This window comes from Gallibacterium sp. ZY190522 (assembly GCF_054166015.1).
The window spans coordinates 1,145,736-1,169,543 of sequence record NZ_CM135118.1; the positions used below are offsets into that span (position 1 = coordinate 1,145,736).

Genomic DNA, 23,808 nt, shown 5'->3' on the forward strand with positions numbered 1-23,808 from the left:
CATTCCTTAAATCGTCTTCACTTCCGTGCTTTCGGAATATTGTTGAAAAATTTGTCCGGCATTGATTTTTGCTGCATCGTCTTTAAAGCTGTCATCACGGAAGACGGCTCGCAAAGGTCGGTATTTAGTCAATGCAGTGATGAAATCATTATCCACTGTCTGTTTATCAAAGCAGGCGATCAGCGTATTGCCGTCAACGAAAAAGACAGTACGCCCCATAATTTGTTTGATCTCAATCGGCAACGACAAATCCACGCTCCAATCGAGCATCACTTGGAATAATAAATCTTCAGGCGTGCGGTCGGATTTGATATTGTCGCTCACTTGGTTCAACCAATCCTGTTGAGATTGTTGCATTTTTTTGAGAGTTTCTTCAGGGGTGTAATATACATCTGCCATATTGGAGCTGTCGGTTTTCAGCACACGAAAACCTCCGTCCCAGTTTTCAGGCAGTTTATCGGCAAAATCGTTGCGAATTTTGTCGGCAGCACGGCGAATGCGTTCTTTGGTAATTTCAGCAATGGTGGTAAACCCTGCTTTAAAAGCTTCAGATTTTTCCTCTGTTTTTTCAGGCAACTGCACACAAATAAAACGGCGATTGCCTCCGTCTTCGGCATTGAGCTGCATTACGGCGTGAGCGGTTGTGCCTGAACCTGCGAAAAAGTCCAGAATTAGGGCGTTTGAACTTGGACTTGTTGCTAATGATAAAATGCGTTTAATCATTTCCAAAGGTTTTGGATTATCAAAAACCAATGCACCAAAAGCATTTTTAATAAATCGTGTATCTACCGAATTATCAAAATACCAAAAGCTATCAGGCACAGATAACTGATCTTCTTCAATATAAGATTTAATACTTGGTGCGGTATCTTTATCTCCATACCAAATTAAATCTTCTTTCTGTAAGCGCAATAATTCTTCATACGACTTACCCCAACCTCTAGATGGAACTACACAGGGTTGGTTAGTATACGGGTTAATGATTGTGTAATCTTTTCTACCGCCTTCCCGTGATAAATCGGCATCCTTAAAAACACCTTTTTCATCCACTTTATTCCAACGACTTAAATGGGAATATTTAGGACGTTTATACATTTCTTTTATTTCAGCTTCTATTTCAGACAGGCTTAATCCCTTTCCTTTAAGTTGCTTAAACTTTGCAGCAATGTCTTTTGCACCTTCTTTTTTTATTCGCCACTCTCCTGATACTTGTGCCAAATAATCAATATTTTTGGCATAAATAAAAACGTATTCTGTGCTAACGCCTATAAATTTAGATTGGTTTTTATTGGAGTTATTTTTGTGAATACTTTTAGCAATAAAATTCCTTTCCCCAAATACCTCATCACATAATCTTTTTAAATTTGCCTGTTCATTATCATCAATTGAGATAAAAATCACGCCGTTATCCGCCAACAAATTTCTTGCCAGTTTTAATCTCGGATACATCATTGAAAGCCAGTCGGAATGAAAACGCCCATTGCTTTCGCTGTTAACTTCCATACGGTTGCCCTCTTCATCTTTTTGGTTGGAACGGCGTAAATAATCTTCGGTATTTTCGGCAAAATCATCGGCATAAACAAAATCTTTGCCGGTGTTATAAGGTGGGTCGATGTAAATCATTTTGACTTTGCCAAGATAAGTTTCTTGCAAAAGTTTGAGGGCATCTAGGTTATCGCCTTCAATAAAGAGGTTTTCAGTGGTGTCAAAATCCACGCTTTCATCACGCACAGGGCGCAGGGTTTTGGCAATAGGCGCGTTGGCGGTCAAAAGTGCTTCGCGCTTACCGGGCCAATTGAGCTGATAACGTTCTCCCCCCCCCCCGACCAGGCTACCGGAAAGCTCTTGCTGTAACAGCTCAAAATCAATGGCAATTTTGGGTTTGCCATTTTCATCTAGGATTTCGGTGGTGCAATTGGGGAAAATTTCTGCGATTTTTGCAATGTTTTTGTCCGTCAGATTAGGGCTGTGCATTTTTAGCTTTTCTATATTGCTCATTTTTTAATTCCTTGATAACCATAAAAATCTGCACCTTACTCAGTTGGCTAATTAATCCAACTTTTGGGATGCAGATCAAAGCGTATTTTTAAATCTTAAATAAAACGAAACTATTTTTTCTCTAAACTCAACACATCATCTGTGGTTAGTTCAGTATTATCATCAATCTTCATTGTATCTTTCAAACACTGCTGACGGATTTGTTGAGCTGCGGTCATATCATTTGCTTTCTCAGCCAAATAAGCCGCAACAGTATAATCTTGAACTTCAATATCGGTTTTATCTTCTGTTGCCAAAATTTTCGCAAACGCCTGTCGAGCTTTATCAAATTCATTAGCACGTAATGAAAGATAACCAATTGCTCGGACAAAAGCACAATTCAATTTAGCATCAGTTTGCAATTTAGCCGATTTTTCTAACCACTTCATTATTTTGCTGCTGTTAGCCACTTGCAAGCGAGCAATTTGCGTGACAAAAGCCAACATTTCGCTGCTTTCAATACGTTTAAATGAATCTAATACCAATCGATAAGCTGAATCGTGATCATCACTATCAATTAAACGACGGATCATACCAACAATTGCATAGCTGTTTTGACGACGTGAACGCGGTTGATCTTCCCACCATTTCAATAAACCGTCGATACCCTCTTCATTCATTTTTTCATCAAGCAGACCATCAACAACCTGATGTTGTAATTGCATAAATTCAGCTTCAGCATATAAACCGCTTTTACCAATCTTCGGTAATAGATTATCCAACGCCAAATAAGCGTGAGAACGAAGATAAATTTCCACCGCTAAACGCAACACTTCGACATTTTGCGGTGCTAACACTAGCAAACTGTCCACCGCTGTTCTTGCCGTCGGTAATTTATTCTGTTGTAACAGGATACGAGTACGTGCCAATTCAACAATTAAATTATCTGAACCGGCAAGCTCTGTCGCTTCAATTAAGTATTTATTAGCGCTGAATTCATCACCACGTTGTTGCGCGGCTTCCGCTGCTTTAACAAAATTCAAAATTGGTTCGGATGAGTGTTTCGCATTTTTACCAATCAATTTTTCGGCTTTAGCGTAATTTCCTTCATCCATCTTCACAAACCCCTGCAAAATCTGTTGCTGAGCTTTACGACGTTTTCTCACAGAGAACCAATTATAAGTACCACTACTTAAACGGAAAAATCGAGAAATCACCCATTCAATACCATAAACAAGCGCCAATGCGACAACAAAAAATATCACCAGCATTGTAATGCTCATCTCAATACTGTGAGATTCTGTCAAAATACGTACATAACCCTGTTTACCGGAAATGTAAGGCCCACCAATAAAACCAACCAGCAGGATAATCATTAAGAATAATACTCTGAACATATCGTATCTCTCCCACTATTCTGTTTTTTCCGGAATTTGTTCTGTGTTCGGGTTTTCCGACACAGGTTGTTGTGATTCAGGTACTTTATCATCCACAACCGATTCAGAGCCAACCTCTGTTGTAACTTTCTCTTCCTCTTTATTTTCTTCTAGAATTTGTGAATTCGCTTTCAAATCAACTTTCTCAATTTGATGCGGCTGTTTATGCAGAATTTCATCAAGAACGGTCAAACTTTCAAAAGTATTCGGCGCATCAACATAAATAGACTGCTCCGATAACTCATCCAGCTGTTGCAAGAATTTTTGTGCTAACGCACTGTCAACATTGAAATAACTTCTTACCCAGCTGGTAACCGCTTCAAGCGAACTTTTATAAAGTTCATTCTGTTGGCGAGGCACCGCTAAGATAGCAATTTGCAAACGTAAGCGAATGTTTTCGCGTAGATAAATATCCTGATTTGGTGCAAGCAGTGCTTTCTCAACCGGATCTCGTGGTTGAATGCGGATAAAATGGTTTAAGAAAGAGTTAGCTGATTTTTCAATGTTGCTTTTCCAATCACTGATAGAATCGGAAGGATCATCACTATTTTCGCTATCACTGTTGTTGGCGGATAAATCCAATAATTCCAAATCATCAACAGAATTAGCTAGTTGTGATAATTTTTGCATAATGGCATTTTGATCGACATCATTCACGTTTGCCAACCGTTTTAAATCTTGCGCAATTGCGGTGCGTACCGTAATCGCACGCGGATCAGTAACATCATTGAGTACTAAATCCGCCTCTTTTAATAATGAAATCGCCGTTCCTAAATCATTATCTATAATCAATTTACGCTGTGCATTACTCAATAGAAAATCCGCTTCCGACATTAGCCACTCATTTGGCTGAGTTTGTGATCTTTCTGCCATAGTTTTATTAAGCTGCGTCTGTAATGCAATAATCTGCTGTTCGGTAATACCTTTATTTTGTTGTAACACATCTAATGTTAATTTGGTTGCATTCAGCTCCTGTTCAGTTTTCGTTAATGCTTCTTTTAATGAGTTGACTTCTGTCATATCGACACTATTTGACGATGCTGCTTTTATCACTACTTGCTGACTGGATTCCAATGCTGAAACCTGTTGTTGCAAGTTAGATAGCTGTTGCTGCCCAAGATAATAGCCTCCGGCACCGACACCCAAAGCGACCAATAATGCCAACAAAGCTAATCCTTTGCCGCCACTGGATTTTTGTTTATTTTCTGTTGTTTTCATTGCTTTTTCCGCTTGTGTTGAAGTTGAATTAACCGAAGTTTTATCCTCTTCCACAGTGGTATCCACTTCCACTCTTTTATCTAATTTATCCTCTTTCTTATTTGCAGAAGCCTTTTTCTCATCAGTAACAACAATTTTTTCTGCCGTCTTTTCTGCTTCCACCGCTTGAGAACCTACCTGCTCCCTTTTATCAGGATCCTTACTGCTATTCTCATCTGTAGTCAACGCCGAGCCTTCGTTTATTTCCGCACTGGTTTGAATATCAGTTTCGTTATGTTGTTTTTTCATCACTACACACCTTATCTATTATTTATCTCAAGAATGGGGATAAAAGGATAATATTGTTTTTAATAAACTAAGATTATCTGCCTTTTCAGAGAGAATAATCTTATCTGGTTGCCAACCTGCATCCAACGCAAGCTGTTTCAGGCGATTACTAATCAGTACCAATTTACAACTCTTCAACCAATTATGTTCACTTTTTGGAATAAAATCCAGCAAATACCGCAAAATTTCACCACTGGTCACCACAATTGTATCAATACCAGCACGAGAAAAAAATTTCAATTCAGCTTCACTTAACTGCTGTGTTCGGCGACAATAACACGCCACTGTTTCCACAACTGCACCACGTTCCGGTAACTGATGCGGTAACAATTCTCGACCAGCTTGCCCTCTCAGTATAATAACACGTCGACCATTACAATTTTGCATTTGTGGCAATGCTAATAAACCCTCACTATTCTCATTAGCAAAGGGATAATGCACAGGTTGTTGTGTCGCCTCACTTAACAAAGCGGCAGTTTTTCGCCCTACTGCAAAATAATGCACATCTTTACGCCACCCGAAACCAGTATTTTGTAACACTTGATGAACATATTGTACCGCATATTGCGAAACAGAGATCACATAATCACCGACGGCGAGCTGTTGCAATTTTTGTGGCACATCATTTAATTGTTCACCTGTTTCAATTTTAATGAAAGGCGCATAAATTGCCGCTACTCCTTCTTTATTTAACATCTCCGTTAGATGCTGACCAGCATCTTCCGGTCTTGTGACTAAAATACCCATTTATGATTTCATCGCTTGTAATAATAAAGCTTCTGCACCTTGTTCTAACAACAACTCCGCCACTTGTACACCCAGCTGATCCGCTTGTGTCCGAGCTGCAGTTGCTTCAGCTCTTAATACCTTGCTACCATCAATCGAACCAACCAATGCACGCAAAAAGAGTTGATCACCATTCAAAATCGCATAACCGGCAATCGGCACTTGACAACCACCCTGTAACCTATTGTTCATAGCCCGTTCGGCAATGACGCGATCCCAAGTGTCTTGGTGTAACAACGGTTTCAGTAATTGATTCACCCATTCATCATCCTGACGACATTCCACACCGACTGCACCTTGCCCGACCGCCGGCAAGGAAACTTCCGGCGCAATAAAACTACGAATACGTTGCTGTTCCCCCAAACGGATTAATCCGGCAGAAGCTAAAATAATGGCATCATATTCGCCCTCATCCAATTTGCGTAATCTGGTGCCGACATTGCCTCGTAAGGTTTTTAACTGAATATCAGGACGAAGTGCTTTCAACTGACATTGACGTCTTAAACTTGATGTTCCCACTACTGCATTTCGTGGCAATTCATCCAAACTTGCATATTGATTGGAAACAAATGCATCGCGCGGATCTTCACGTTCGCAAATGACACTAAGGTGTAGTCCTTGTGGAAATTGCATAGGTACATCTTTCATAGAGTGAACAGCAATATCAGCCCTCCCATCCAGTAATGCCAATTCCAACTCTTTTACAAATAGCCCTTTACCACCAATTTTTGCTAATGGTGTATCTAAAAGCACATCACCTTTGGTCACCATTGTAACCAATTCCACTTTTAATTCAGGGTATAAAACTTGCAGTTTATGTTTAATATAATTGGCTTGCCATAATGCCAAAGGGCTTTGACGCGTTGCAATTCGGAGAACATTTTTTTGCATAATTAACTCTTTTTCTTCAAATTATTATTTACTCTATATCCTACCATTGTTGCCCGATATTGTCAGTGTTTCCACTTGGCAACTTCATTGAGATTTATCAAAAACTATGCATCTGTGATAGGTCTACTATTTACCAATAAAGGTTAAAGTGTTAGAGTTTTTGTCAAATTATGTATTGAGATCATTTATCATAAGAGATAATAGGCCGTTGATGAACAATCTGGATGTCGCCAAAAAGAAAGTTGAACAGCTAGATAAACTACGTTTAGAACGGGCGCTTGCTGGAGCACCAAACGAGTTTCAGTATGTTCTAAATTTAGTTTGTGTTTTATTGCATCATAATATTCCCGAGCTACCGGGATATGTAGAAGATGCCCCTTTCGGTATTGTTAATTTTTCTTTCAACCGTTATCAAGAAAATTATCTTTCTTCAACACTATCCAATTTAGAACGTTATAGTCTTAATCATAACAACACTCATAAAGCCGATATTTGTGGTGTTTATGCAATGGGTAGCTTAGGATCAATTACACAAACTTCTCGCTCAGATCTAGATTTGTGGGTTTGTGCCACTCGTAGCTTAACCCTAATTCAACAACAAAAATTACAACAAAAATTTTCTCTTATTTGTCAATGGGCACATAATGTCGGCGTGGAATTAAATCTGTTTCTAGTCGATCAGGATCGGTTTCGTTATAAACAAACTGCCGATCCACTTTCTGCCGATAATTGCGGTTCAAGTCAATATATGTTATTGCTAGATGAATTTTATCGTTCTGCCATTCGACTTGCGGGTCGCCCTTTATTGTGGCTACATTTAGCAGTCGAAGATGAATCAAAATACGATGAAACCGTGCGTCAACTTATAAATAACGGTCAATTAAACCCAAATGAGTGGGTAGATTTCGGTGGTTTAGGTAATCTTTCTGCTAATGAATATTTCGGCGCAACCTTATGGAATCTCTATAAAGGCATTGATTCACCTTATAAAGCGGTTATCAAAATTTTATTACTTGAATGCTATTCGTGGGAGTTTCCTAACACTAAACTAATTTCACACCAATTTAAACTAGACTTATTACTAGATCGCAATGTCATTCATCATTTTGACCCTTATATGGCAATGTTGGACAAAGTAACCGACTATCTGTTACGCATCAATGATCTGGAACGCCTTGATAATGTACGCCGCTGTTTTTATATCAAATCAATTGAAGACATTGATAATAATGAATTAACCGGTAATTGGCGCATTACCCTATTAATGAAACTAGCACGTCAGTGGCAGTGGGATAATGATACTATTCAAGAATTAAACCAAAAAAAATATTGGCGGATCAAACAGATAAGAAAAAGTTACAACAGTCTTGTTAATTTATTAATGTGCAGTTATCGCCAATTAATGGAGTTTGCTCGTAAATATAATATTTCCGGAGTGGGCATTATTCCTGAAGATATCAGTATCTTAACGCGGAAACTTTACGCTGCATTTGAAGAGTTACCAGGCAAAGTAACCTTGTTTAACCCTAATATTTCCACCAATATTGCGGAAAAAGAACTCACTTTTGTTGAAACCGATGGCAATTCAGCAATGAGCAAAGGTTGGTATCTGTTAAATCAAGCACCGAAAATTTCTTCATTATCAAAATATCGCCACGTTGAGTACAATCCACAGCTCAATAAACTGGTCTGTTGGGCTTATTTTAATGGTGTATTAACTGAAGATACAGAATTTAACATTATCAGCAAAAACGTCTCATTGGAAACTTTAAAACAATTCATTGCAGATTTAAGAAACACCTTCCCGGTACAAGTTAAACCTGCAACCAATGCCGATTTGTATCAACCTTGCGAAATTCGCAATTTAGCAGTTATCGTCAATTTAGTGAACGATCCTACAGAAGAAGCCTCACTACTCGATCACCATTTCCGTTTACAGCCTAAACATCTGTTCAATAATTTAAGTAGTAAACAGACAAAATTAATTGGCAGTATTGATTTTACTTATCGCAATTTATGGAATGAGATCAGAACACTGCATTTTGAAGGCCCAAGCGCTATTTTTCGTGCATTAAAAGTATTATCCAACAAAATTTATCGAAGTTCCGTACCGATCAACTCCGTCAGTGTATTCTGTTATAGCAGACATTATCGGAATATTCTTCGTCGTTTTGTAAGTGAACTGATAGAGCGTTGCATCAACATTCAAACCAGTAATTTAATCAATAGCAATCAGCTTAATACTCTGCACGTTGCTAGCGAAGCGTGGAATCACTTTTTTCATAAAAATGAATTCAATATTACAGAAGAAATTTTGAATGAAAACCAACATAAAAATATCGCCATTGCTCAAAAACCGCACACTGGAGGTGAATTAAAATATCCTCAAGCAATAGAATTCTATTCAAATGAAGGCTTTCTTCAATTCTTTTTTGAAGATAATAATGACAATACGTTTAATATTTATATTCTTGATGAAAGCAATCAGCTCGAAGCTTATTATCATTGTGACGGTGTTAAAAGTCAGAAAATTGAAGAAATCAATCAAATCTATCGTACCGCTTCAAACGGAGATAATAATACACCATTCCAAATTTCAAAAAATAAATTTAATTACCCACAGTTTTATCAAATTAATCATCTACAAGGAAAAACAACAATCACTCCATATCATTCAGAGTAGTTTCTCCCCCCCCCCTAAATGACGGCAATTTCGCTAAGACATGGAAAGGTTTTATTTAACCTAAATCAATATTTATCTTCGTTAAGATAAAATTTCCTCAGCAAAAACACACCTCCATATCCATCTTGTGATAGTATGTAGCGTATTTTTGAAAAAATGGGGTTATTTTAGATGAAGAAAACAACAGTTTTAGTGATTGATGATCACCCATTAATGCGTCGAGGCATTACTCAACTCTTACAATTAGATGATTCGTTTGAAATATTAGCTGAAGCCAGTAATGGCACTGAAGGGTTGGCATTAGCCAAACAATTCTCACCGGATATGATTATTCTAGACCTCAATATGAAAGGGATGTCCGGTTTAGATGTGTTAAAAGCATTACGACTTGATGATATTGATGCTCGTATTGCCGTCTTAACTGTCTCTGATGCTCGTTCTGATATTTTTGCACTGATAGAAGCTGGTGCTGACGGTTATCTATTAAAAGACACTGAACCGGACACTTTATTAATACAGTTGAAAAAAATTGCTGAAGGACAGGTTGTGTTAAGCGATGCTGTTAAACAACGCCTGTTAGACAATCACTCCGCTAATGATCCATTACAACTATTGACCGAACGTGAAATGGATGTATTAAAACTTATCGCTACCGGTTTATCTAATAAACAAATTGCTAATCAATTATTTATTTCTGAAGAAACTGTTAAAGTACATATCCGAAATCTATTACGCAAACTGAACGTACATTCTCGTGTTGCCGCCACAGTACTCTATCTGGAACACCGGCATTTAGATTAAAACTTAATTGACGGGCTAAATGGGTTACTTTCGATAAAAATTAGACAAATTCACTGTAACCCTGATTACGCTTTACAAATTCTTGATATAATAGCTCGCCATATAACACCACACATCGAAAGATTAGGTAAATAAATGAAGTTATTCTCTTTCTGCTTTTTTAGTCTACTGTTGCTTTTATATACCACTACTGCCAATGCTAATTGGAAACAGGTTGGTAAAGCTGAATATAACTGGGGACCATTCCATATTTATACCGTTTCTCTATTCACTGAAAACGGTACTTACAGCAGTGAACAACGCCCACTTATGTTAAGAATTAAATTTGCCAAACCAGTTGAAGGAAAAAACTTTGCAATTTCTCTCTTCAAAGAGATGGCATTGGATAAAATGCCAACTGATCAAGCAGAAAATTTAAGAAAACGCCTTATAAAGAATTTTCCCGATTTTAAACCTGACGACGTGTTGAATTATATTGCCTTGGATAACGAAGGTTATTTTGTTTTAAATGACACTATTTTAACTGAACGATTTGATCCCACATTTAATCGAGAATTTATTGCCATTTGGTTGGATTCTCCAAGCAGTTTCAAGCAGTTACAACCGCGTTTATTAGGTGAAAAGAAAGAAGAACAGACGGCAACAACCGTAACAGAAAATGCCGATGCAACCAAAGCAAATTCAAGCACACAAACTGCTGGTAGCAATTCCACCGAAAATACACAACAATCTGCTAAAACACCTGAAACAGAGGAAAAAGTAAAAGCGGATAACTCCAGTGTAAACAGTACTCACAGTTCAAGTACAAAAGAAGAAAAACCAATTAAAGCTGATGGCAGCGACAAATCAGCAACAGAAACTAATAAGGTTAGAAAACAAGATAATAGTGCGGTAGAACAAACAACGAGCGATGTAGAGAGTAAAATTAAATCATCGCAACCACGAACCTCTTCAACGCAAGAGATAACTAAAAAGAGTGCCGATGCAAATCAGGCATCAAAAATGAAGGAATCCGATATGAAAACCCAATCTGTTAGCGCAGACACCAAAACTGTTAACACAGACACAAAATCAACAGCAACAAACACGCAAACAGACGATAAAAACGCTATGAATGAAGAAAAGACGAACACAACAACAGATAACAAAAAATCACAGAAGGAAAATTCAGATACTAAACAATCAAAAGTGCAAGAGCAAGATACTGAAGAACCAATCGAACCGGCAATTGAATGTGATCCAATTTTGCCATTCTTAAAACAATATCATTGCTAATATGAATAATTTAGAAATTAAGCGTATTTATCAACCCATCGACAATTACGATGGGTTTCGTATTTTAGTAGATAGGTTATGGCCCAGAGGCATTAAAAAAATTGATGCTGAAATTGATTTATGGGCAAAAGAAATTACACCTTCACCGCAATTACGCAAATGGTTCAATCACGAAGCTGATAAATTTGAACAGTTCAAGCAGAACTATCTCGTTGAATTAAATAATAATCCTTATGGTCTTGAATTTGTATCTTTATGCAAACAGAAATTATTGCAACAAAATGTTACGCTGCTCTATGCTGCTAAAGATCCGCAATATAATCACGCACTGGTATTAAAACAGTGGTTGCTGCCACAATTAAACGAAAATTGATCTAAATTCTGTTTTATATTTGCACTTCACTTTATTATTTTTGATATAGTTAAAAAGTTCCCGATTAATTATAAATTCATTGATATTTATCAAAAAAATGCCTACCCAAAAGAGGTATCTTTATTGCCGTCATTAAGACAATGTCTCAGATACCTATTTCAAGGAGGGTTTTATGAAAAAATTAGCACTAGCACTTGCAACTTCCGCTGCACTATTAGCAGCTTCTTCTGCGGCAATGGCTCACCAAGCTGGTGAATTCTTTGTTCGTGGTGGTCCAATCTTAGCTGTTCCGAATACCGATACTCACAACTATAAAAGTGATCTTCCATTATCTTATGATTTTGATGTAAACAGTAATGCACAACTTGGTTTAACCGGTACTTATATGATTACCGATAACCTTGGGGTAGAATTATTGGCAGCATCTCCATTTAGCCACGAAATTAAATTAAATACACTTTCTGTAGGTAATAATGATATTAAAGATGTCGGTACTATTGCGAAAACCAAACATTTACCACCTAGTCTCTATTTACAATACTATTTCTTAGATGCAAATTCTCCGGCTCGCCCATATGTCGGTGCAGGTATTAATTATACTCATTTCTTTGATACTCACTTTAATTCAACAATTGACAATGCAGGATTAGGTGTTACTGCACATAATCTTAAATTGAAGGATTCTTGGGGTCCAGTTGTAAATGCTGGTATTGATATCAATATTACCGATAAATTGTTCTTCAACACCTCTGTATGGTGGGCTAAAATTAAGACCAAAGCGACTTTCGATTTGAAAGAGGCTAATGGTAAAATGCACTCTCAAGAAGCACGTGTTACTCTTGACCCAACCATCTTCTTCGTTGGTTTAGGTTATCGTTTCTAATTTACTGTTAATCGTTAAACAGTAACATTCCAATTAAAGCCATAGCAAAATATTGCTATGGCTTTTTGCTTGATCCCATTCTCAATGTGCGTATAGTAATGCGTTTATTTTTAGCTAAAATATAAGGAATTGCGATGCAAAATGTTCTTTTTATCAGCGGTATCGATACCGAAGTTGGAAAAACCGTAGCCACCGGTGTTTATGCCAAAAATTTAATGGCTCAAGGTTTTTCTGTTATCACGCAAAAAATGATACAAACTGGTTGTGATAACATTTCAGACGATATTTTAGTTCATCGAAAAATTCAAGGAATTGAACTGACCGAAGACGATTTAAACGGTAACACCTGCCCTTATCTTTTTCATTATCCTTGCTCTCCACATTTAGCAGCAAAAATAGAAAATCGACATATTGATGCTTCAATTATTGATGAAAAAACCAAATTATTAGCACAGCGATATGATTATGTCTTGCTTGAAGGGGCTGGAGGGTTAGCCGTTCCTTATCAAACAGATAAAACCACACTTGACTTTATCGCTGAACGCCAATATTCATTGATTTTAGTCACATCAGGTAAATTAGGTAGTCTCAATCATACTTTGTTGAGTCTGATGGTTTGTCAACAACATAACATTGAAGTAAAGGCATTGGTCTATAACCGTTTCCCTGAAAAAGATAAATTAATCGAACAGGATAGCCAACAATATTTACAACAATATTTACAACAACATTCACCACAAACTGAATTTATTTTATTAGAAAAGTTTAATTTTTAAAATTTTATTTGACAATTCTCTCATTAACAGGTATTTCTATACAGGTTTGTAGCTTCGGCTACGCAGGAGAGGCGCGGAACTCAGGTCGTTATTTTTAGGTCTGGCACCAAAGAGAAATAATCAGGGGAGTTTCGCCGAGATAAACAACACTACCAGGGTTTTGTTTATCGGCTATTAGGGCTGAATCCCTAAGGCTGTCATCGGTAAACGATGGAGAGCTTCTGAACAAGTCAAGTTTCATCTCTTCCAAGTTTTCCTTAACCTTCTGCAAATTTAATTTTACTCACAATATCATTATTTAAGGAAAAACTATGTCACATTTATCTGTTGCTAAATTTGGTGGTACTAGCGTTGCTAACTACGCTGCAATGCAGTCTTGCGCAAAAATTGTTATTTCTGATCCGAAAACTCGTGTTGTCGTGTTGTCAGCTTCTGCTGGCGTCACCAATTTATTAGTAGCTCTTGCTAATGGGTGTGAAAAAACAGAACGTGAAAACTTACTCAATCAAGTTCGACAAATCCAATATAATATTTTAGATGAACTTAAAGATGCGGCAGTATTACGAGAAGAAATTGATCGTTTATTAGATAATATTGAATCACTTTCAGATGCAGCAGCCCTAGCTACTTCACCGGCATTAATTGATGAAATCATCAGCCACGGCGAAATGATGTCTACATTAATTTTCGTGGAAGTCTTACGTGAGCTAGGTGCAAGTGCCACTTGGATTGATGTTCGCACTTTGGTGGCAACCAACGATCATTATGGCAAAGCAGCGCCAAATGATGAATTAACTCAACAAAACTGTGATCGAGTATTAAAACCTTTAATTGATCGTGGTGATCTTATTATTACTCAAGGCTTTATCGGTCGTGCGCCAAATGGCAAAACAACAACTTTAGGTCGTGGTGGTAGTGATTACTCTGCTGCACTATTAGCGGAAGTCTTGGATGCCAATGATGTATTAATCTGGACTGACGTTGCCGGCATTTATACCACTGATCCTCGTATTGCACCAGCAGCACAAAAAATTGATACTATGAGCTTCTCTGAAGCTGCGGAAATGGCAACTTTCGGTGCGAAAGTACTTCATCCAGCAACTTTATTACCAGCCGTACGTAGCAATATCCCTGTTTTTGTCGGCTCAAGTAAAGCACCAGAACAAGGTGGAACTTGGGTAACTCGTGATCCGCAACCTCGTCCGTTATTCCGTGCGATTGCATTACGCCGTGATCAAACACTAGTCACTTTATCCAGTTTAAGTATGTTGCACGCACAAGGCTTTTTAGCAAATGTCTTTAATATCCTAGCAAAATACAAAATCTCTGTAGATACTATTACCACTTCAGAAGTCAGCATAGCCTTAACATTGGATAAAACCGGTTCTGCCTCTTCCGGAGCGGAATTGCTTTCTAATGAGCTTTTAACTGAATTAAGTGAGACTTCTTCTGTTAAAGTGGACACTGGTTTAGCGTTAGTTGCTTTAATCGGCAACAATTTGCATAACGCCGCCGGCGTAGCAAAACGTTTATTCAACACCATTGCTGATTACAATGTGCGTATGATCAGCTATGGAGCAAGCAATAACAACGTTTGTCTATTAGTAAAAAGTGAAAATGCGGATGATGTCGTTCGTAAATTACACAAAGAACTTTTTGAATAATTTTAGATACAACTGAAAGCCTTTGCCAACGCAAAGGCTTTTTTTTACTCAAAATTAACACAAATATGATGAATTTTTTGTAATTTTTGTGATTTATCTCTCAGTAATGAAATATTACTTCATTTATAATAAAAAAATGATTTATAGTAATCATAAAAGAAACGAGCACCGTCTACTTTTGTACGATCTGCTACTTTCACCCCAACTATCTAACTCTATAGGAGAAACGCAATGAAATTTAACAAATTATTACTTGCCACACTATGTATGGGTCTTTCTGCAACCGCATTTTCCGCAGAATATGATTTAAAAATGGGCTTAGTAGCCGGTCCAACATCAAATGAATACAAAGCTGCTGAATTTTTTGCTAAAGAAGTTAAAGCAAATTCTAAAGGCAAAATTGAAATTTCACTTTATCCAAGTGCTCAACTTGGTGACGACCGCTCAATGATTAAACAACTTGGTGATGGTGCATTAGATTTCACTTTCGGTGAATCTGCCCGTTTCCAATTATTCTACCCATCAGCAGAAGTGTTTGCACTTCCTTATATGATTCCAAATTTCAAAGTGGCAAAAGAAGCATTATTTGACACTAAATATGGTCAAAATTTAGTAAAAAAAATCCACGATGAATTGGGCATCACCATTTTAGCCGATGCTTATAACGGTACTCGCCAAACCACTTCTAACCGAGCCATTAACAGCATCAAAGATATGAAAGGCTTAAAACTTCGTGTACCAAATGCCGCAACTAACCTTGCATATGCAAAACATTCCGGTGCTGCACCTACCCCAATGGCATTTTCTGAAGTTTATTTAGCACTTCAAACCAATTCTGTAGATGGTCAGGAAAATCCATTGCCAACCATTCAGGCACAAAAGTTTGAAGAAGTTCAAAAATATTTAGCCTTGACCAACCATATTCTTAATGACCAACTTTATTTAGTCAGTAATGCAACTCTTGAAGATTTGCCTGAAGATCTGCAAAAAGTAGTTAAAGATGCCGCTGAAAAAGCCGCTGATTACCATACAAAATTATTTGAAGATGGTGAAAAAAATCTTATTGCTTACTTTGAGAGCAAAGGTATGACAGTTACTAAACCGGATCTCGCCCCATTCAAAGAAGCAATGAAACCTTACTATGAAGAATACATTAAGAAAAATGGTAAAGAAGGTGAAGAGGCAATTGCTGAAATCAATGCTTTGACTAAATAATCCTACAAACCTTAGCGTCATACGACGCTAAGGATTTTCTAACCTAAGATGTATGGGGTTATATTTATGAAATATTTTAATAAACTCGAAGAGTGGCTAGGTGGTGTGCTGTTTTTGATTATATTTGTTGTTCTTACTGCACAAATCTTGGCACGACAAGTTTTTAATGATCCTTTAATCTGGAGTGAAGAGTTAGCTAGATTGTTATTTGTTTACGTTGGAATGCTTGGTATTTCAATGGGTATTCGGACACAACAACACGTCTTTATTGACTTTCTAACTAATATGATGTCTGAAAAAATGCGAAAAGCAGCAGTTTCTTTTTCTCAGTTGTTAATTTTCATCTCGCTTATTTTATTTATCCATTTTGGAATTAAACTCTACAATGGAGCTACTTTTGAGATTGTTTCATTGGGTATCTCTGAAAAATGGCTTTATGCCGCATTACCGTTATTATCCGTGTTAATGTTAATCCGTTTCTTACAAGCACAAGTTGAGAACTATCGTAATAACTTGAGTTATTTTCCTGCTGCATTTTTTCTTATTAGTGCGATTTTATTGATTTCATTAATTTTAATTCATCCGGATATATTTAAAATTCTACGCGTGACCAACTACGTAAAATTCGGCAGCGAATCTGTTTATATCGTCCTGTTAGTTTGGTTGATCATTATGTTTATTGGCACACCAGTCGGTTGGTCGCTCTTTATTGCCACTATTCTCTACTTCACAATGACGCGTTGGAATGTGGTCAATGCTGCATCTTCAAAACTAGTAGACAGCTTAAACAGCTTCTCTTTATTAAGTGTGCCATTCTTTATTCTTACCGGAATTTTGATGAACACTGGTGGTATTACCACTAAAATTTTCGATTTCGCAAAGGCATTACTCGGACACTATCGTGGTGGTATGGGACACGTCAATATCGGTGCTAGTTTGATTTTCTCCGGAATGTCAGGTTCTGCTCTAGCTGATGCGGGTGGTTTAGGTCAGTTAGAAATTAAAGCAATGCGTGATGCCGGTTATGATGACGATATGTGTGGTGGCATTACAGCAGCCTCTTGTATTATCGGGCCGTTAGTACCACCAAGCATTGCAATGATTATTTATGGTGTGATTTCCAATCAATCTATCGCAAAATTATTTGTTGCCGGCTTTGTGCCGGGTGTATTAGTTACTATTGCGTTAATGGTAATGAATTATTTTATTGCTAAAAAACGTAATTATCCACGTACGCCAAAAGCTTCGTTAGATGTGCTTTGCCGTGAATTTAAAGGCGCTATCTGGGCATTATTGACGCCAATTCTTATCATTGTCGGTATTTTCTCAGGTTTATTTACCCCAACGGAAGCTGCTGTTATTGCCGCTCTTTATTCTATTGTTGTCGGTAAATTCGTTTATAAAGAACTCACTTTGCAAAGTTTATTCAAAAGTTGTGTAGAGGCAGTAGCGATTACTGGTGTAACCGTGTTGATGGTAATGACCGTAACTTTTTTTGGCGATATGATCGCACGTGAACAGGTTGCAATGAAAATTGCAAAAGTTTTTATTACTTTTGCTGATTCACCATTGATGGTTTTAGTGATGATCAACTTATTGTTGTTATTCTTAGGAATGTTTATCGATGCTTTAGCATTACAATTCCTTGTATTGCCAATGTTGATTCCTATCGCAGTACACTTCAATATTGACTTAATCTTCTTTGGTGTGATGACAACCTTGAATATGATGATCGGCATTTTAACTCCACCTATGGGAATGGCGCTATTTGTGGTAGCTCGTGTTGGTAATATGCCAGTCAGTACGGTTACTAAAGGAGTACTACCGTTCTTAATTCCAATCTTCACGACACTGGTTTTAATTACAATTTTCCCTCAAATTATTACCTTTATTCCTAATCTGCTATTACCAGGTTAATCTGATTCCTGAAGAAAAACCCATCAGTTGTAAAACTGATGGGTTTATTTTTTACAAAGGTTAAGAAAAAATCTTCATCACAATTAAAAATAAATCAAATAACAACGGTGCACATAATGAGGTAATCACACCACATAATACTAACGAAATAGAACTGAATGTACCTGCTTTTTTATCTACATCCATACAGGCTGCAGTTCCTAATGCGTGGGACGCCGCACCAATAGATAAACCTATTGCTTCACTACACTTTAATTTTAACAATTTAACAATACTGTAACCAAATACCGAACCAACCAATCCAGCAATAATCACCAGCACAACAGTAATGGTCGGTACACCACCGATAGTATGAGATACTGCCATTGCCAATGGTGTGGTAATTGATTTAGCAAATAATGTCGCCATTACTTGATTGTTCGCACCTAATAAAAATGCAATAAAAGCTCCACTAAACATCGCAAATACAGAAGAAAATGTGGTAATAAATAAAATACTACGCCACGATTTTTTAATCTGTGGCAATTGTTCATATAAAGGCAACGCCAACGCAACAATAGACGGAGCTAACAGCATATTCAAGGGCTTATTACCAGCAATATAAGAATGATAAGGAATGTGAAAAATCAATAAAATGGTAACTAATGCACAAACCGTTAAAACAAACGAATTAAAAACGATAGATTTTAATTTCTTATTAATGGTTACCGCAATGGCAAACACGACTATGGTTAATACGGAATAGAGATAAATCATTTTGTAACCCTCACTGCCCGTTTTTCCGCTTTTTTTCTCAATCTGGCAAAAGAGCGGTATGAATACAGATATTCAGCCAACAAACCGGTCATCACAATGACCAAACAGGTACTGACTACAGTCGGGATCAATAACGATACCGCCTGTTCTGTCAATATATCAAAATAATCAATGATACCCACGCTGAGAGGAATAAAAAGCAATGCCATATAGCGAATTAATAATGCACCGCTCGGCAATAACCACTCTTTTTTTATCAATTTCAGCACTAAACAGATAAATAACAGTAACAATCCCCATATGCTGGAAGGAATACCTATCGGAAACAGATAATTAATCACTTCTCCCAAGTACAACATCACGTACAGAATTGCAATAGAACGAAATAATTGAAAAATTTTATAAAACATTTTTTATCGAAATATGCCATAATAAGTCACTATTTTACTCCTATTTTGTGATCTATGTCACACTTTAATCGATGAAATTATGATGAAAAAACTATTAATTATCTTATTTTTTTCACTATTTACTTTGAACAGTATTGCCGCTCGAGAAATCAACTGCCAAGTAGTATCAATTAGTGATGGTGATACTTTTACCTGTTTATTAGCCAACAATAAAACAATTAAAGTTCGTCTTGCCCAAGTGGATGCTCCGGAAAAAAAACAACCTTACGGTGATCGTTCCCGTCAATTGTTATCACAATTAATTTTTAAAAAACAGGTGCGTTTAAGTTCAAGCGAATACGATCAATATCATCGTGTTCTTGCAGAAGTATTTGATTCACAAGGGAGAAATATCAATCTTATAATGGTACAACAAGGGTTAGCTTGGGCTTATCGTCAATATATGCACGATAAACAATATTTAGCTGCCGAAGTGCAAGCCAGACAACAACGTCGTGGTTTATGGCAAGATGATAATCCAATTTACCCAAGTAATTGGCGAAAACATAGTAAAAATCCTAGTTTAAAGTTAGATAATCCGCCAGTACCAACACTAGGTAATGTCGATATAAGAACAAAACAACAAAAAACCGTAACTGCCCCTGCAAATTGTCAGCAACATCGTAGTTGTAAAAGTTTTAATTCTTGTGCTGAAGCGACTGCGTATTTTAAACAGTGCAATGCTGATTATCTTGATGGCAACCACGACGGAATTCCTTGTAACTCTTTGTGTCGTTAAGGATAACAATGCAATCTTTCACCATTGAACAGTTTCGTAAAGACTTTCCTTTTTTTCAAACAAAAAATGCTGCCGTTTACTTGGATTCAGCGGCGACAACATTACGACCACAAACGCTGATTGATACGACAGTCGCATTTTATCAGTCTGCCGGCTCAGTTCATCGTAGCCAATACGATTGGCAACAAACACAGCATTTTGAACAAGCACGACAACTAGCAGCTAACTTTATCGGTGCAGAAGATAGAGATTGCATTGTTTGGACTTCCGGTACAACACACAGTCTTAATGCCATTGCCTATGGTTTAGATCATTTTCTACAGGCAGGCGATCAAATCATCATTAGTGAGGCGGAACATCACGCTAATTTTGTTATTTGGCAACAACTGGCATTGCAGAAACAGTTGCAATTAACGGTATTACCGCTACAGACAAATTATAAAATTGATGAAAAGGCATTAGTACAGGCATTATCCTCTAATACCAAAATTGTTGCACTAAATTGGGTATCAAACGTCACCGGCTATAGCCAACCGATTGAAAAATTTTGCACACTAATTCGTCAACTTGCACCTAATGCATTTATTGTTCTTGATGCTGCGCAAGCTGTTTTACATCATAAAATTAATTTACAAGCATTAGACATTGATTTTATTGCTTTTTCCGCTCATAAATTGTTTGGCCCAACTGGGCTAGGCATATTAAGTGGTAAAAAATCTGCTCTCAATCAGTTACAACCACTCTTTTATGGGGGCAAAATGGTGGAAAATGTTACGTTACAACACAGTACTTTCCAACCATTACCTTATCGTTTAGAAGCAGGAACACCTAACATTGCCGCAGTTATCGGGTTTGGAGCAGTATTGGCTTGGCTACAACAATATCATTACGCCACATTAGCTCATCATACATTAATGTTAGCTAGCCTTACACGTCAACGCTTAACACAATATCCACATTGTCGAGTATTAAGTGCAAATGATGGGCATATTGTTAGCTTTGTATTTGATAATATTGAAAATAGCGATTTATCAACACTGTTAAGTGAACAACAGATTGCTTTGCGTGCTGGTCAACATTGCGCTCAACCCTATTTGCATTTTCTACACCAATATGGCACTTTACGCCTCTCCTTTGCCCCTTATAATAATCAACAGGATATTGAGCGCTTTTTTGATGCTTTAAATAATGCGCTCGCCATTTTGGAGGAGTAATGACATTTACAGAAATTCAGCAACTTTTTACTCAAACTCAAACTTGGGAACAGCGTTATCGACAATTAATTTTTCTAGCTAAACAATTAGAAAAACCTGATGATGAAACTCTCTCAAACATACCGCTTATTGAAGGTTGTGAAAGTCGATTGTGGTTTAAACTTGATGGCGATCACTGTATCGCCTACAGTGATGCTCGTATTTTAAACGGCATTTTATTCATCATTAAAACCATTCTTGCGGAAACACCATTAGAGGAGCGTTCTACCTTGCAAATCACACCATTATTACAACAACTTAAAATTGACCAACGCTTGAGCAAAACTAGGCTAAACGGGCTAAAAAAGATTGAGCAACTAATCCAAAACGCATAACTCATAGATTCTTATCTTGACGTCCTCCCGTCCTAAAGGATGGGGATTCCTACCAGTGCTCATATAAAAAAGCGACCATTCGGTCGCTTTTTAATTCTCAATCTCTGATTACTCTTCGCCAAGAAGTTTTAAATCACGATTTCTTACTTGATTTTTTAAGATCTCAACAAATTCTTCCACACTAAAAGTACCCAAATCTGCACCTTTACGTGTACGAACTGCTACTTTGCCTTCAGCAATCTCTTTATCACCGCAGACCAACATATAAGGCACACGTTTTAAGGTATGCTCACGGATTTTGAAACCGATTTTTTCATTGCGTAAATCTGATTTCACACGTAATCCGGCATCAGATAAGGTTTTAACAACCTTTTGCACATAATCTGCTTGGCTATCGGTAATATTCATTACCACTGCTTGAGTCGGTGCTAACCACGCTGGGAAGAAACCTGCATACTCTTCGGTAATAATACCGATGAAGCGCTCAATTGAACCTAGAATAGCGCGGTGAATCATAACCGGAGTTTTACGTTCATTATCTTCCGCCACATAAGAAGCATTTAAACGCCCCGGTAACGCAAAGTCTAACTGAACAGTGCCACATTGCCATTCACGACCAATACTATCTCGTAAAGCAAACTCCAATTTCGGACCATAGAATGCACCCTCTCCCGGCTGCACTTCATATTCTAAACCATTATGTTCAAGTGCTTTTGCCAAATCCGCTTCAGCACGATCCCACATTTCATCAGAACCGATACGATGTTCCGGACGAGTTGAAAGTTTGACATAAATATCAGTAAAGCCAAATGTACTATAAATGTCATAAACCATTTTAATACAGGAAGTTACTTCGCTTTCAATCTGATTTTCAGTACAGAAAATATGTGCATCATCTTGAGTGAAACCACGAACACGCATTAAGCCGTGCAAAGAACCTGAAGGTTCATTACGGTGGCAAGAACCAAACTCCGCCATACGCAATGGTAAATCACGGTAAGATTTCAAACCTTGATTAAAAATTTGCACGTGTCCAGGACAGTTCATCGGCTTAATCGCATACTCACGGTTTTCTGATGAAGTAGTGAACATTAAATCACCATAGTTCTGCCAGTGACCGGTTTTTTCCCAAAGTACACGATCCATCATAAATGGACCTTTGACTTCTTGATAATCATACTGTTTTAATTTAGTGCGAACAAAAGTTTCCAATTCACGGAAAATTGTCCAACCATCATTATGCCAGAACACCATTCCCGGCGCTTCTTCCTGCATATGATACAAATCTAACGCTTTACCGATTTTACGGTGATCACGTTTTGCCGCTTCTTCAAGACGTTTCAAATATTCAGCAAGCTGTTTCTTATCTGCCCAAGCTGTACCATAAATACGCTGCAACATCTTGTTATTGCTATCGCCTCGCCAATAAGCTCCAGCCACTTTTTGCAATTTAAAGTGATGACAGAAACGCATATTAGGGACGTGTGGACCACGACACATATCAATATATTCCAAATGATGATAAAGCGCCGGTGTAGCGTTTTTTTCAATATTTTCTTCTAAAATTGCCATTTTGTACGGCTCACCACGTTGTTCAAATACATCGTGTGCTTTTTGCCAAGAAACCGGCTCTTTGATCACGTCATAATTAGTTTTCGCTAACTCCAACATTCTTTTTTCAATTTTCTCTAAATCTTCCGTAGTTAAAGAATGATCAAGATCAATGTCATAATAGAAGCCATTTTCTATCGTTGGCCCAATTGCCATTTTGGCGTTAGGATAGAGTTGTTTTAAGGCGTGACCTAATAAATGAGCGCAAGAGTGGCGAATAATTTCTAATCCGTCTTCATCTTTAGCAGTAATAATTTCAACATTTGCATCTTCGTTGATTAAATCACAAGCGTCTTTACGCACACCGTTCACACGTCCGGCAATACACGCTTTAGCTAAACCTGCACCAATACTTTGTGCCACTTCAAGCACTGTAACCGGTTGTTCAAATTGACGTTGAGATCCGTCAGGTAATGTAATAATTGGCATAATAAAAATCCTTA

The 23,808-nt window shown here is 37.4% G+C and carries 20 protein-coding genes and 1 riboswitch; of the genes, 12 read left to right on the top strand and 8 right to left on the bottom strand.

Translation table 11 applies throughout. The annotated features are described in order from the left end of the window. Positions 1-6: 6 nt before the first annotated feature. The 5 genes from ACXPAV_RS05640 to hemC form a co-directional block, all read right to left on the bottom strand. The gene (locus ACXPAV_RS05640) at positions 7-1,998 is read right to left on the bottom strand and encodes a site-specific DNA-methyltransferase (RefSeq protein ID WP_458004308.1); all 1,992 of its coding nucleotides are present in this window, start codon (positions 1,996-1,998) and stop codon (positions 7-9) included. Between the two features lie 110 nt (positions 1,999-2,108). Next, positions 2,109-3,374, bottom strand: a complete 1,266-nt coding sequence (locus ACXPAV_RS05645) for a heme biosynthesis HemY N-terminal domain-containing protein (protein WP_458004309.1) — start codon at positions 3,372-3,374, stop codon at positions 2,109-2,111. A gap of 15 nt (positions 3,375-3,389) precedes the next feature. Beyond that, positions 3,390-4,919 (bottom strand): uroporphyrinogen-III C-methyltransferase, encoded by a 1,530-nt coding sequence (locus tag ACXPAV_RS05650; protein WP_458004310.1) that lies wholly within the window; start codon positions 4,917-4,919, stop codon positions 3,390-3,392. A 27-nt stretch (positions 4,920-4,946) separates the two neighbouring features. After that, positions 4,947-5,705: a uroporphyrinogen-III synthase gene (locus tag ACXPAV_RS05655; protein WP_458004311.1), complete on the bottom strand. Its 759-nt coding sequence runs from the start codon at positions 5,703-5,705 to the stop codon at positions 4,947-4,949. Further along, on the bottom strand, positions 5,706-6,635 hold the full coding sequence (gene hemC, locus ACXPAV_RS05660; protein WP_458004312.1) for a hydroxymethylbilane synthase: 930 nt from the start codon (positions 6,633-6,635) through the stop codon (positions 5,706-5,708). A gap of 211 nt (positions 6,636-6,846) precedes the next feature. On the opposite strand from hemC, the gene ACXPAV_RS05665 reads away from it, so the two are divergent. The 9 genes from ACXPAV_RS05665 (at position 6,847) to ACXPAV_RS05705 (ending at position 18,222) form a co-directional block, all read left to right on the top strand. After that, positions 6,847-9,318 (top strand): class I adenylate cyclase, encoded by a 2,472-nt coding sequence (locus ACXPAV_RS05665; protein WP_458004313.1) that lies wholly within the window; start codon positions 6,847-6,849, stop codon positions 9,316-9,318. Positions 9,319-9,489: 171 nt separating this feature from the next. Further along, on the top strand, positions 9,490-10,119 hold the full coding sequence (locus tag ACXPAV_RS05670; protein WP_039135826.1) for a response regulator: 630 nt from the start codon (positions 9,490-9,492) through the stop codon (positions 10,117-10,119). Between the two features lie 135 nt (positions 10,120-10,254). Beyond that, the gene (locus ACXPAV_RS05675; protein WP_458004314.1) at positions 10,255-11,394 is read left to right on the top strand and encodes a hypothetical protein; all 1,140 of its coding nucleotides are present in this window, start codon (positions 10,255-10,257) and stop codon (positions 11,392-11,394) included. 1 nt (position 11,395) lies between these two features. Then, the gene (locus ACXPAV_RS05680) at positions 11,396-11,767 is read left to right on the top strand and encodes a DUF488 domain-containing protein (RefSeq protein ID WP_458004315.1); all 372 of its coding nucleotides are present in this window, start codon (positions 11,396-11,398) and stop codon (positions 11,765-11,767) included. A 172-nt stretch (positions 11,768-11,939) separates the two neighbouring features. Then, positions 11,940-12,650 carry an OmpW family outer membrane protein gene (locus ACXPAV_RS05685; protein ID WP_039135829.1) on the top strand — a complete coding sequence of 237 codons (711 nt, stop codon included), beginning with the start codon at positions 11,940-11,942 and terminating at the stop codon, positions 12,648-12,650. 134 nt (positions 12,651-12,784) lie between these two features. After that, positions 12,785-13,426, top strand: a complete 642-nt coding sequence (gene bioD / locus ACXPAV_RS05690) for a dethiobiotin synthase (protein ID WP_458004316.1) — start codon at positions 12,785-12,787, stop codon at positions 13,424-13,426. A gap of 58 nt (positions 13,427-13,484) precedes the next feature. Then, positions 13,485-13,655, top strand: a riboswitch (Lysine riboswitch). 82 nt (positions 13,656-13,737) lie between these two features. After that, positions 13,738-15,090: a lysine-sensitive aspartokinase 3 gene (lysC, locus tag ACXPAV_RS05695; protein ID WP_458004317.1), complete on the top strand. Its 1,353-nt coding sequence runs from the start codon at positions 13,738-13,740 to the stop codon at positions 15,088-15,090. A gap of 231 nt (positions 15,091-15,321) precedes the next feature. Continuing rightward, complete coding sequence (locus ACXPAV_RS05700; RefSeq protein WP_458004318.1) at positions 15,322-16,305, top strand: sialic acid TRAP transporter substrate-binding protein SiaP; 984 nt, start codon at positions 15,322-15,324, stop codon at positions 16,303-16,305. 66 nt (positions 16,306-16,371) lie between these two features. Further along, positions 16,372-18,222 carry a TRAP transporter large permease subunit gene (locus tag ACXPAV_RS05705; RefSeq protein WP_458004319.1) on the top strand — a complete coding sequence of 617 codons (1,851 nt, stop codon included), beginning with the start codon at positions 16,372-16,374 and terminating at the stop codon, positions 18,220-18,222. 60 nt (positions 18,223-18,282) lie between these two features. Here ACXPAV_RS05705 and ACXPAV_RS05710 read toward each other — a convergent pair whose 3' ends face one another. Both ACXPAV_RS05710 and ACXPAV_RS05715 read right to left on the bottom strand, forming a co-directional pair. Beyond that, positions 18,283-18,978, bottom strand: a complete 696-nt coding sequence (locus ACXPAV_RS05710; RefSeq protein ID WP_458004320.1) for a CidB/LrgB family autolysis modulator — start codon at positions 18,976-18,978, stop codon at positions 18,283-18,285. Further along, positions 18,975-19,388 (bottom strand): CidA/LrgA family protein, encoded by a 414-nt coding sequence (locus ACXPAV_RS05715; protein WP_458004321.1) that lies wholly within the window; start codon positions 19,386-19,388, stop codon positions 18,975-18,977. Before ACXPAV_RS05715 ends, ACXPAV_RS05710 begins: the two co-directional genes overlap by 4 nt. Before the next feature lie 82 nt (positions 19,389-19,470). On the opposite strand from ACXPAV_RS05715, the gene ACXPAV_RS05720 reads away from it, so the two are divergent. The 3 genes from ACXPAV_RS05720 to ACXPAV_RS05730 are packed head-to-tail and all read left to right on the top strand — an operon-like array spanning position 19,471 to position 21,754. Further along, positions 19,471-20,166 carry a thermonuclease family protein gene (locus ACXPAV_RS05720; RefSeq protein WP_065231247.1) on the top strand — a complete coding sequence of 232 codons (696 nt, stop codon included), beginning with the start codon at positions 19,471-19,473 and terminating at the stop codon, positions 20,164-20,166. An 8-nt stretch (positions 20,167-20,174) separates the two neighbouring features. Further along, a complete protein-coding gene (locus ACXPAV_RS05725; RefSeq protein WP_458004322.1) occupies positions 20,175-21,380 on the top strand; it encodes an aminotransferase class V-fold PLP-dependent enzyme in 1,206 nt (401 codons plus the stop codon). After that, positions 21,380-21,754, top strand: coding sequence for a SufE family protein (locus ACXPAV_RS05730; RefSeq protein ID WP_458004323.1), 375 nt, complete (start codon positions 21,380-21,382; stop codon positions 21,752-21,754). The genes ACXPAV_RS05725 and ACXPAV_RS05730 overlap by 1 nt, the downstream gene beginning before the upstream one ends. 108 nt (positions 21,755-21,862) lie before the next feature. Here ACXPAV_RS05730 and thrS read toward each other — a convergent pair whose 3' ends face one another. Next, positions 21,863-23,794 (bottom strand): threonine--tRNA ligase, encoded by a 1,932-nt coding sequence (gene thrS, locus ACXPAV_RS05735; RefSeq protein ID WP_065231244.1) that lies wholly within the window; start codon positions 23,792-23,794, stop codon positions 21,863-21,865. Between the last annotated feature and the right edge of the window lie 14 nt (positions 23,795-23,808).

Coding starts and splice junctions, on each gene's coding strand:
- ACXPAV_RS05670 (WP_039135826.1), top strand. CDS start 9,490: ATGAAGAAAACAACAGTTTTAGTGATTGATGATCACCCATTAATGCGT.
- ACXPAV_RS05685 (WP_039135829.1), top strand. CDS start 11,940: ATGAAAAAATTAGCACTAGCACTTGCAACTTCCGCTGCACTATTAGCA.
- ACXPAV_RS05650 (WP_458004310.1), bottom strand. CDS start 4,919: ATGAAAAAACAACATAACGAAACTGATATTCAAACCAGTGCGGAAATA.
- lysC (WP_458004317.1), top strand. CDS start 13,738: ATGTCACATTTATCTGTTGCTAAATTTGGTGGTACTAGCGTTGCTAAC.
- ACXPAV_RS05710 (WP_458004320.1), bottom strand. CDS start 18,978: ATGATTTATCTCTATTCCGTATTAACCATAGTCGTGTTTGCCATTGCG.
- ACXPAV_RS05725 (WP_458004322.1), top strand. CDS start 20,175: ATGCAATCTTTCACCATTGAACAGTTTCGTAAAGACTTTCCTTTTTTT.
- ACXPAV_RS05640 (WP_458004308.1), bottom strand. CDS start 1,998: ATGAGCAATATAGAAAAGCTAAAAATGCACAGCCCTAATCTGACGGAC.
- ACXPAV_RS05700 (WP_458004318.1), top strand. CDS start 15,322: ATGAAATTTAACAAATTATTACTTGCCACACTATGTATGGGTCTTTCT.
- ACXPAV_RS05720 (WP_065231247.1), top strand. CDS start 19,471: ATGAAAAAACTATTAATTATCTTATTTTTTTCACTATTTACTTTGAAC.
- ACXPAV_RS05665 (WP_458004313.1), top strand. CDS start 6,847: ATGAACAATCTGGATGTCGCCAAAAAGAAAGTTGAACAGCTAGATAAA.
- ACXPAV_RS05705 (WP_458004319.1), top strand. CDS start 16,372: ATGAAATATTTTAATAAACTCGAAGAGTGGCTAGGTGGTGTGCTGTTT.
- ACXPAV_RS05730 (WP_458004323.1), top strand. CDS start 21,380: ATGACATTTACAGAAATTCAGCAACTTTTTACTCAAACTCAAACTTGG.
- bioD (WP_458004316.1), top strand. CDS start 12,785: ATGCAAAATGTTCTTTTTATCAGCGGTATCGATACCGAAGTTGGAAAA.
- ACXPAV_RS05675 (WP_458004314.1), top strand. CDS start 10,255: ATGAAGTTATTCTCTTTCTGCTTTTTTAGTCTACTGTTGCTTTTATAT.
- ACXPAV_RS05655 (WP_458004311.1), bottom strand. CDS start 5,705: ATGGGTATTTTAGTCACAAGACCGGAAGATGCTGGTCAGCATCTAACG.
- ACXPAV_RS05645 (WP_458004309.1), bottom strand. CDS start 3,374: ATGTTCAGAGTATTATTCTTAATGATTATCCTGCTGGTTGGTTTTATT.
- ACXPAV_RS05715 (WP_458004321.1), bottom strand. CDS start 19,388: ATGTTTTATAAAATTTTTCAATTATTTCGTTCTATTGCAATTCTGTAC.
- hemC (WP_458004312.1), bottom strand. CDS start 6,635: ATGCAAAAAAATGTTCTCCGAATTGCAACGCGTCAAAGCCCTTTGGCA.
- thrS (WP_065231244.1), bottom strand. CDS start 23,794: ATGCCAATTATTACATTACCTGACGGATCTCAACGTCAATTTGAACAA.
- ACXPAV_RS05680 (WP_458004315.1), top strand. CDS start 11,396: ATGAATAATTTAGAAATTAAGCGTATTTATCAACCCATCGACAATTAC.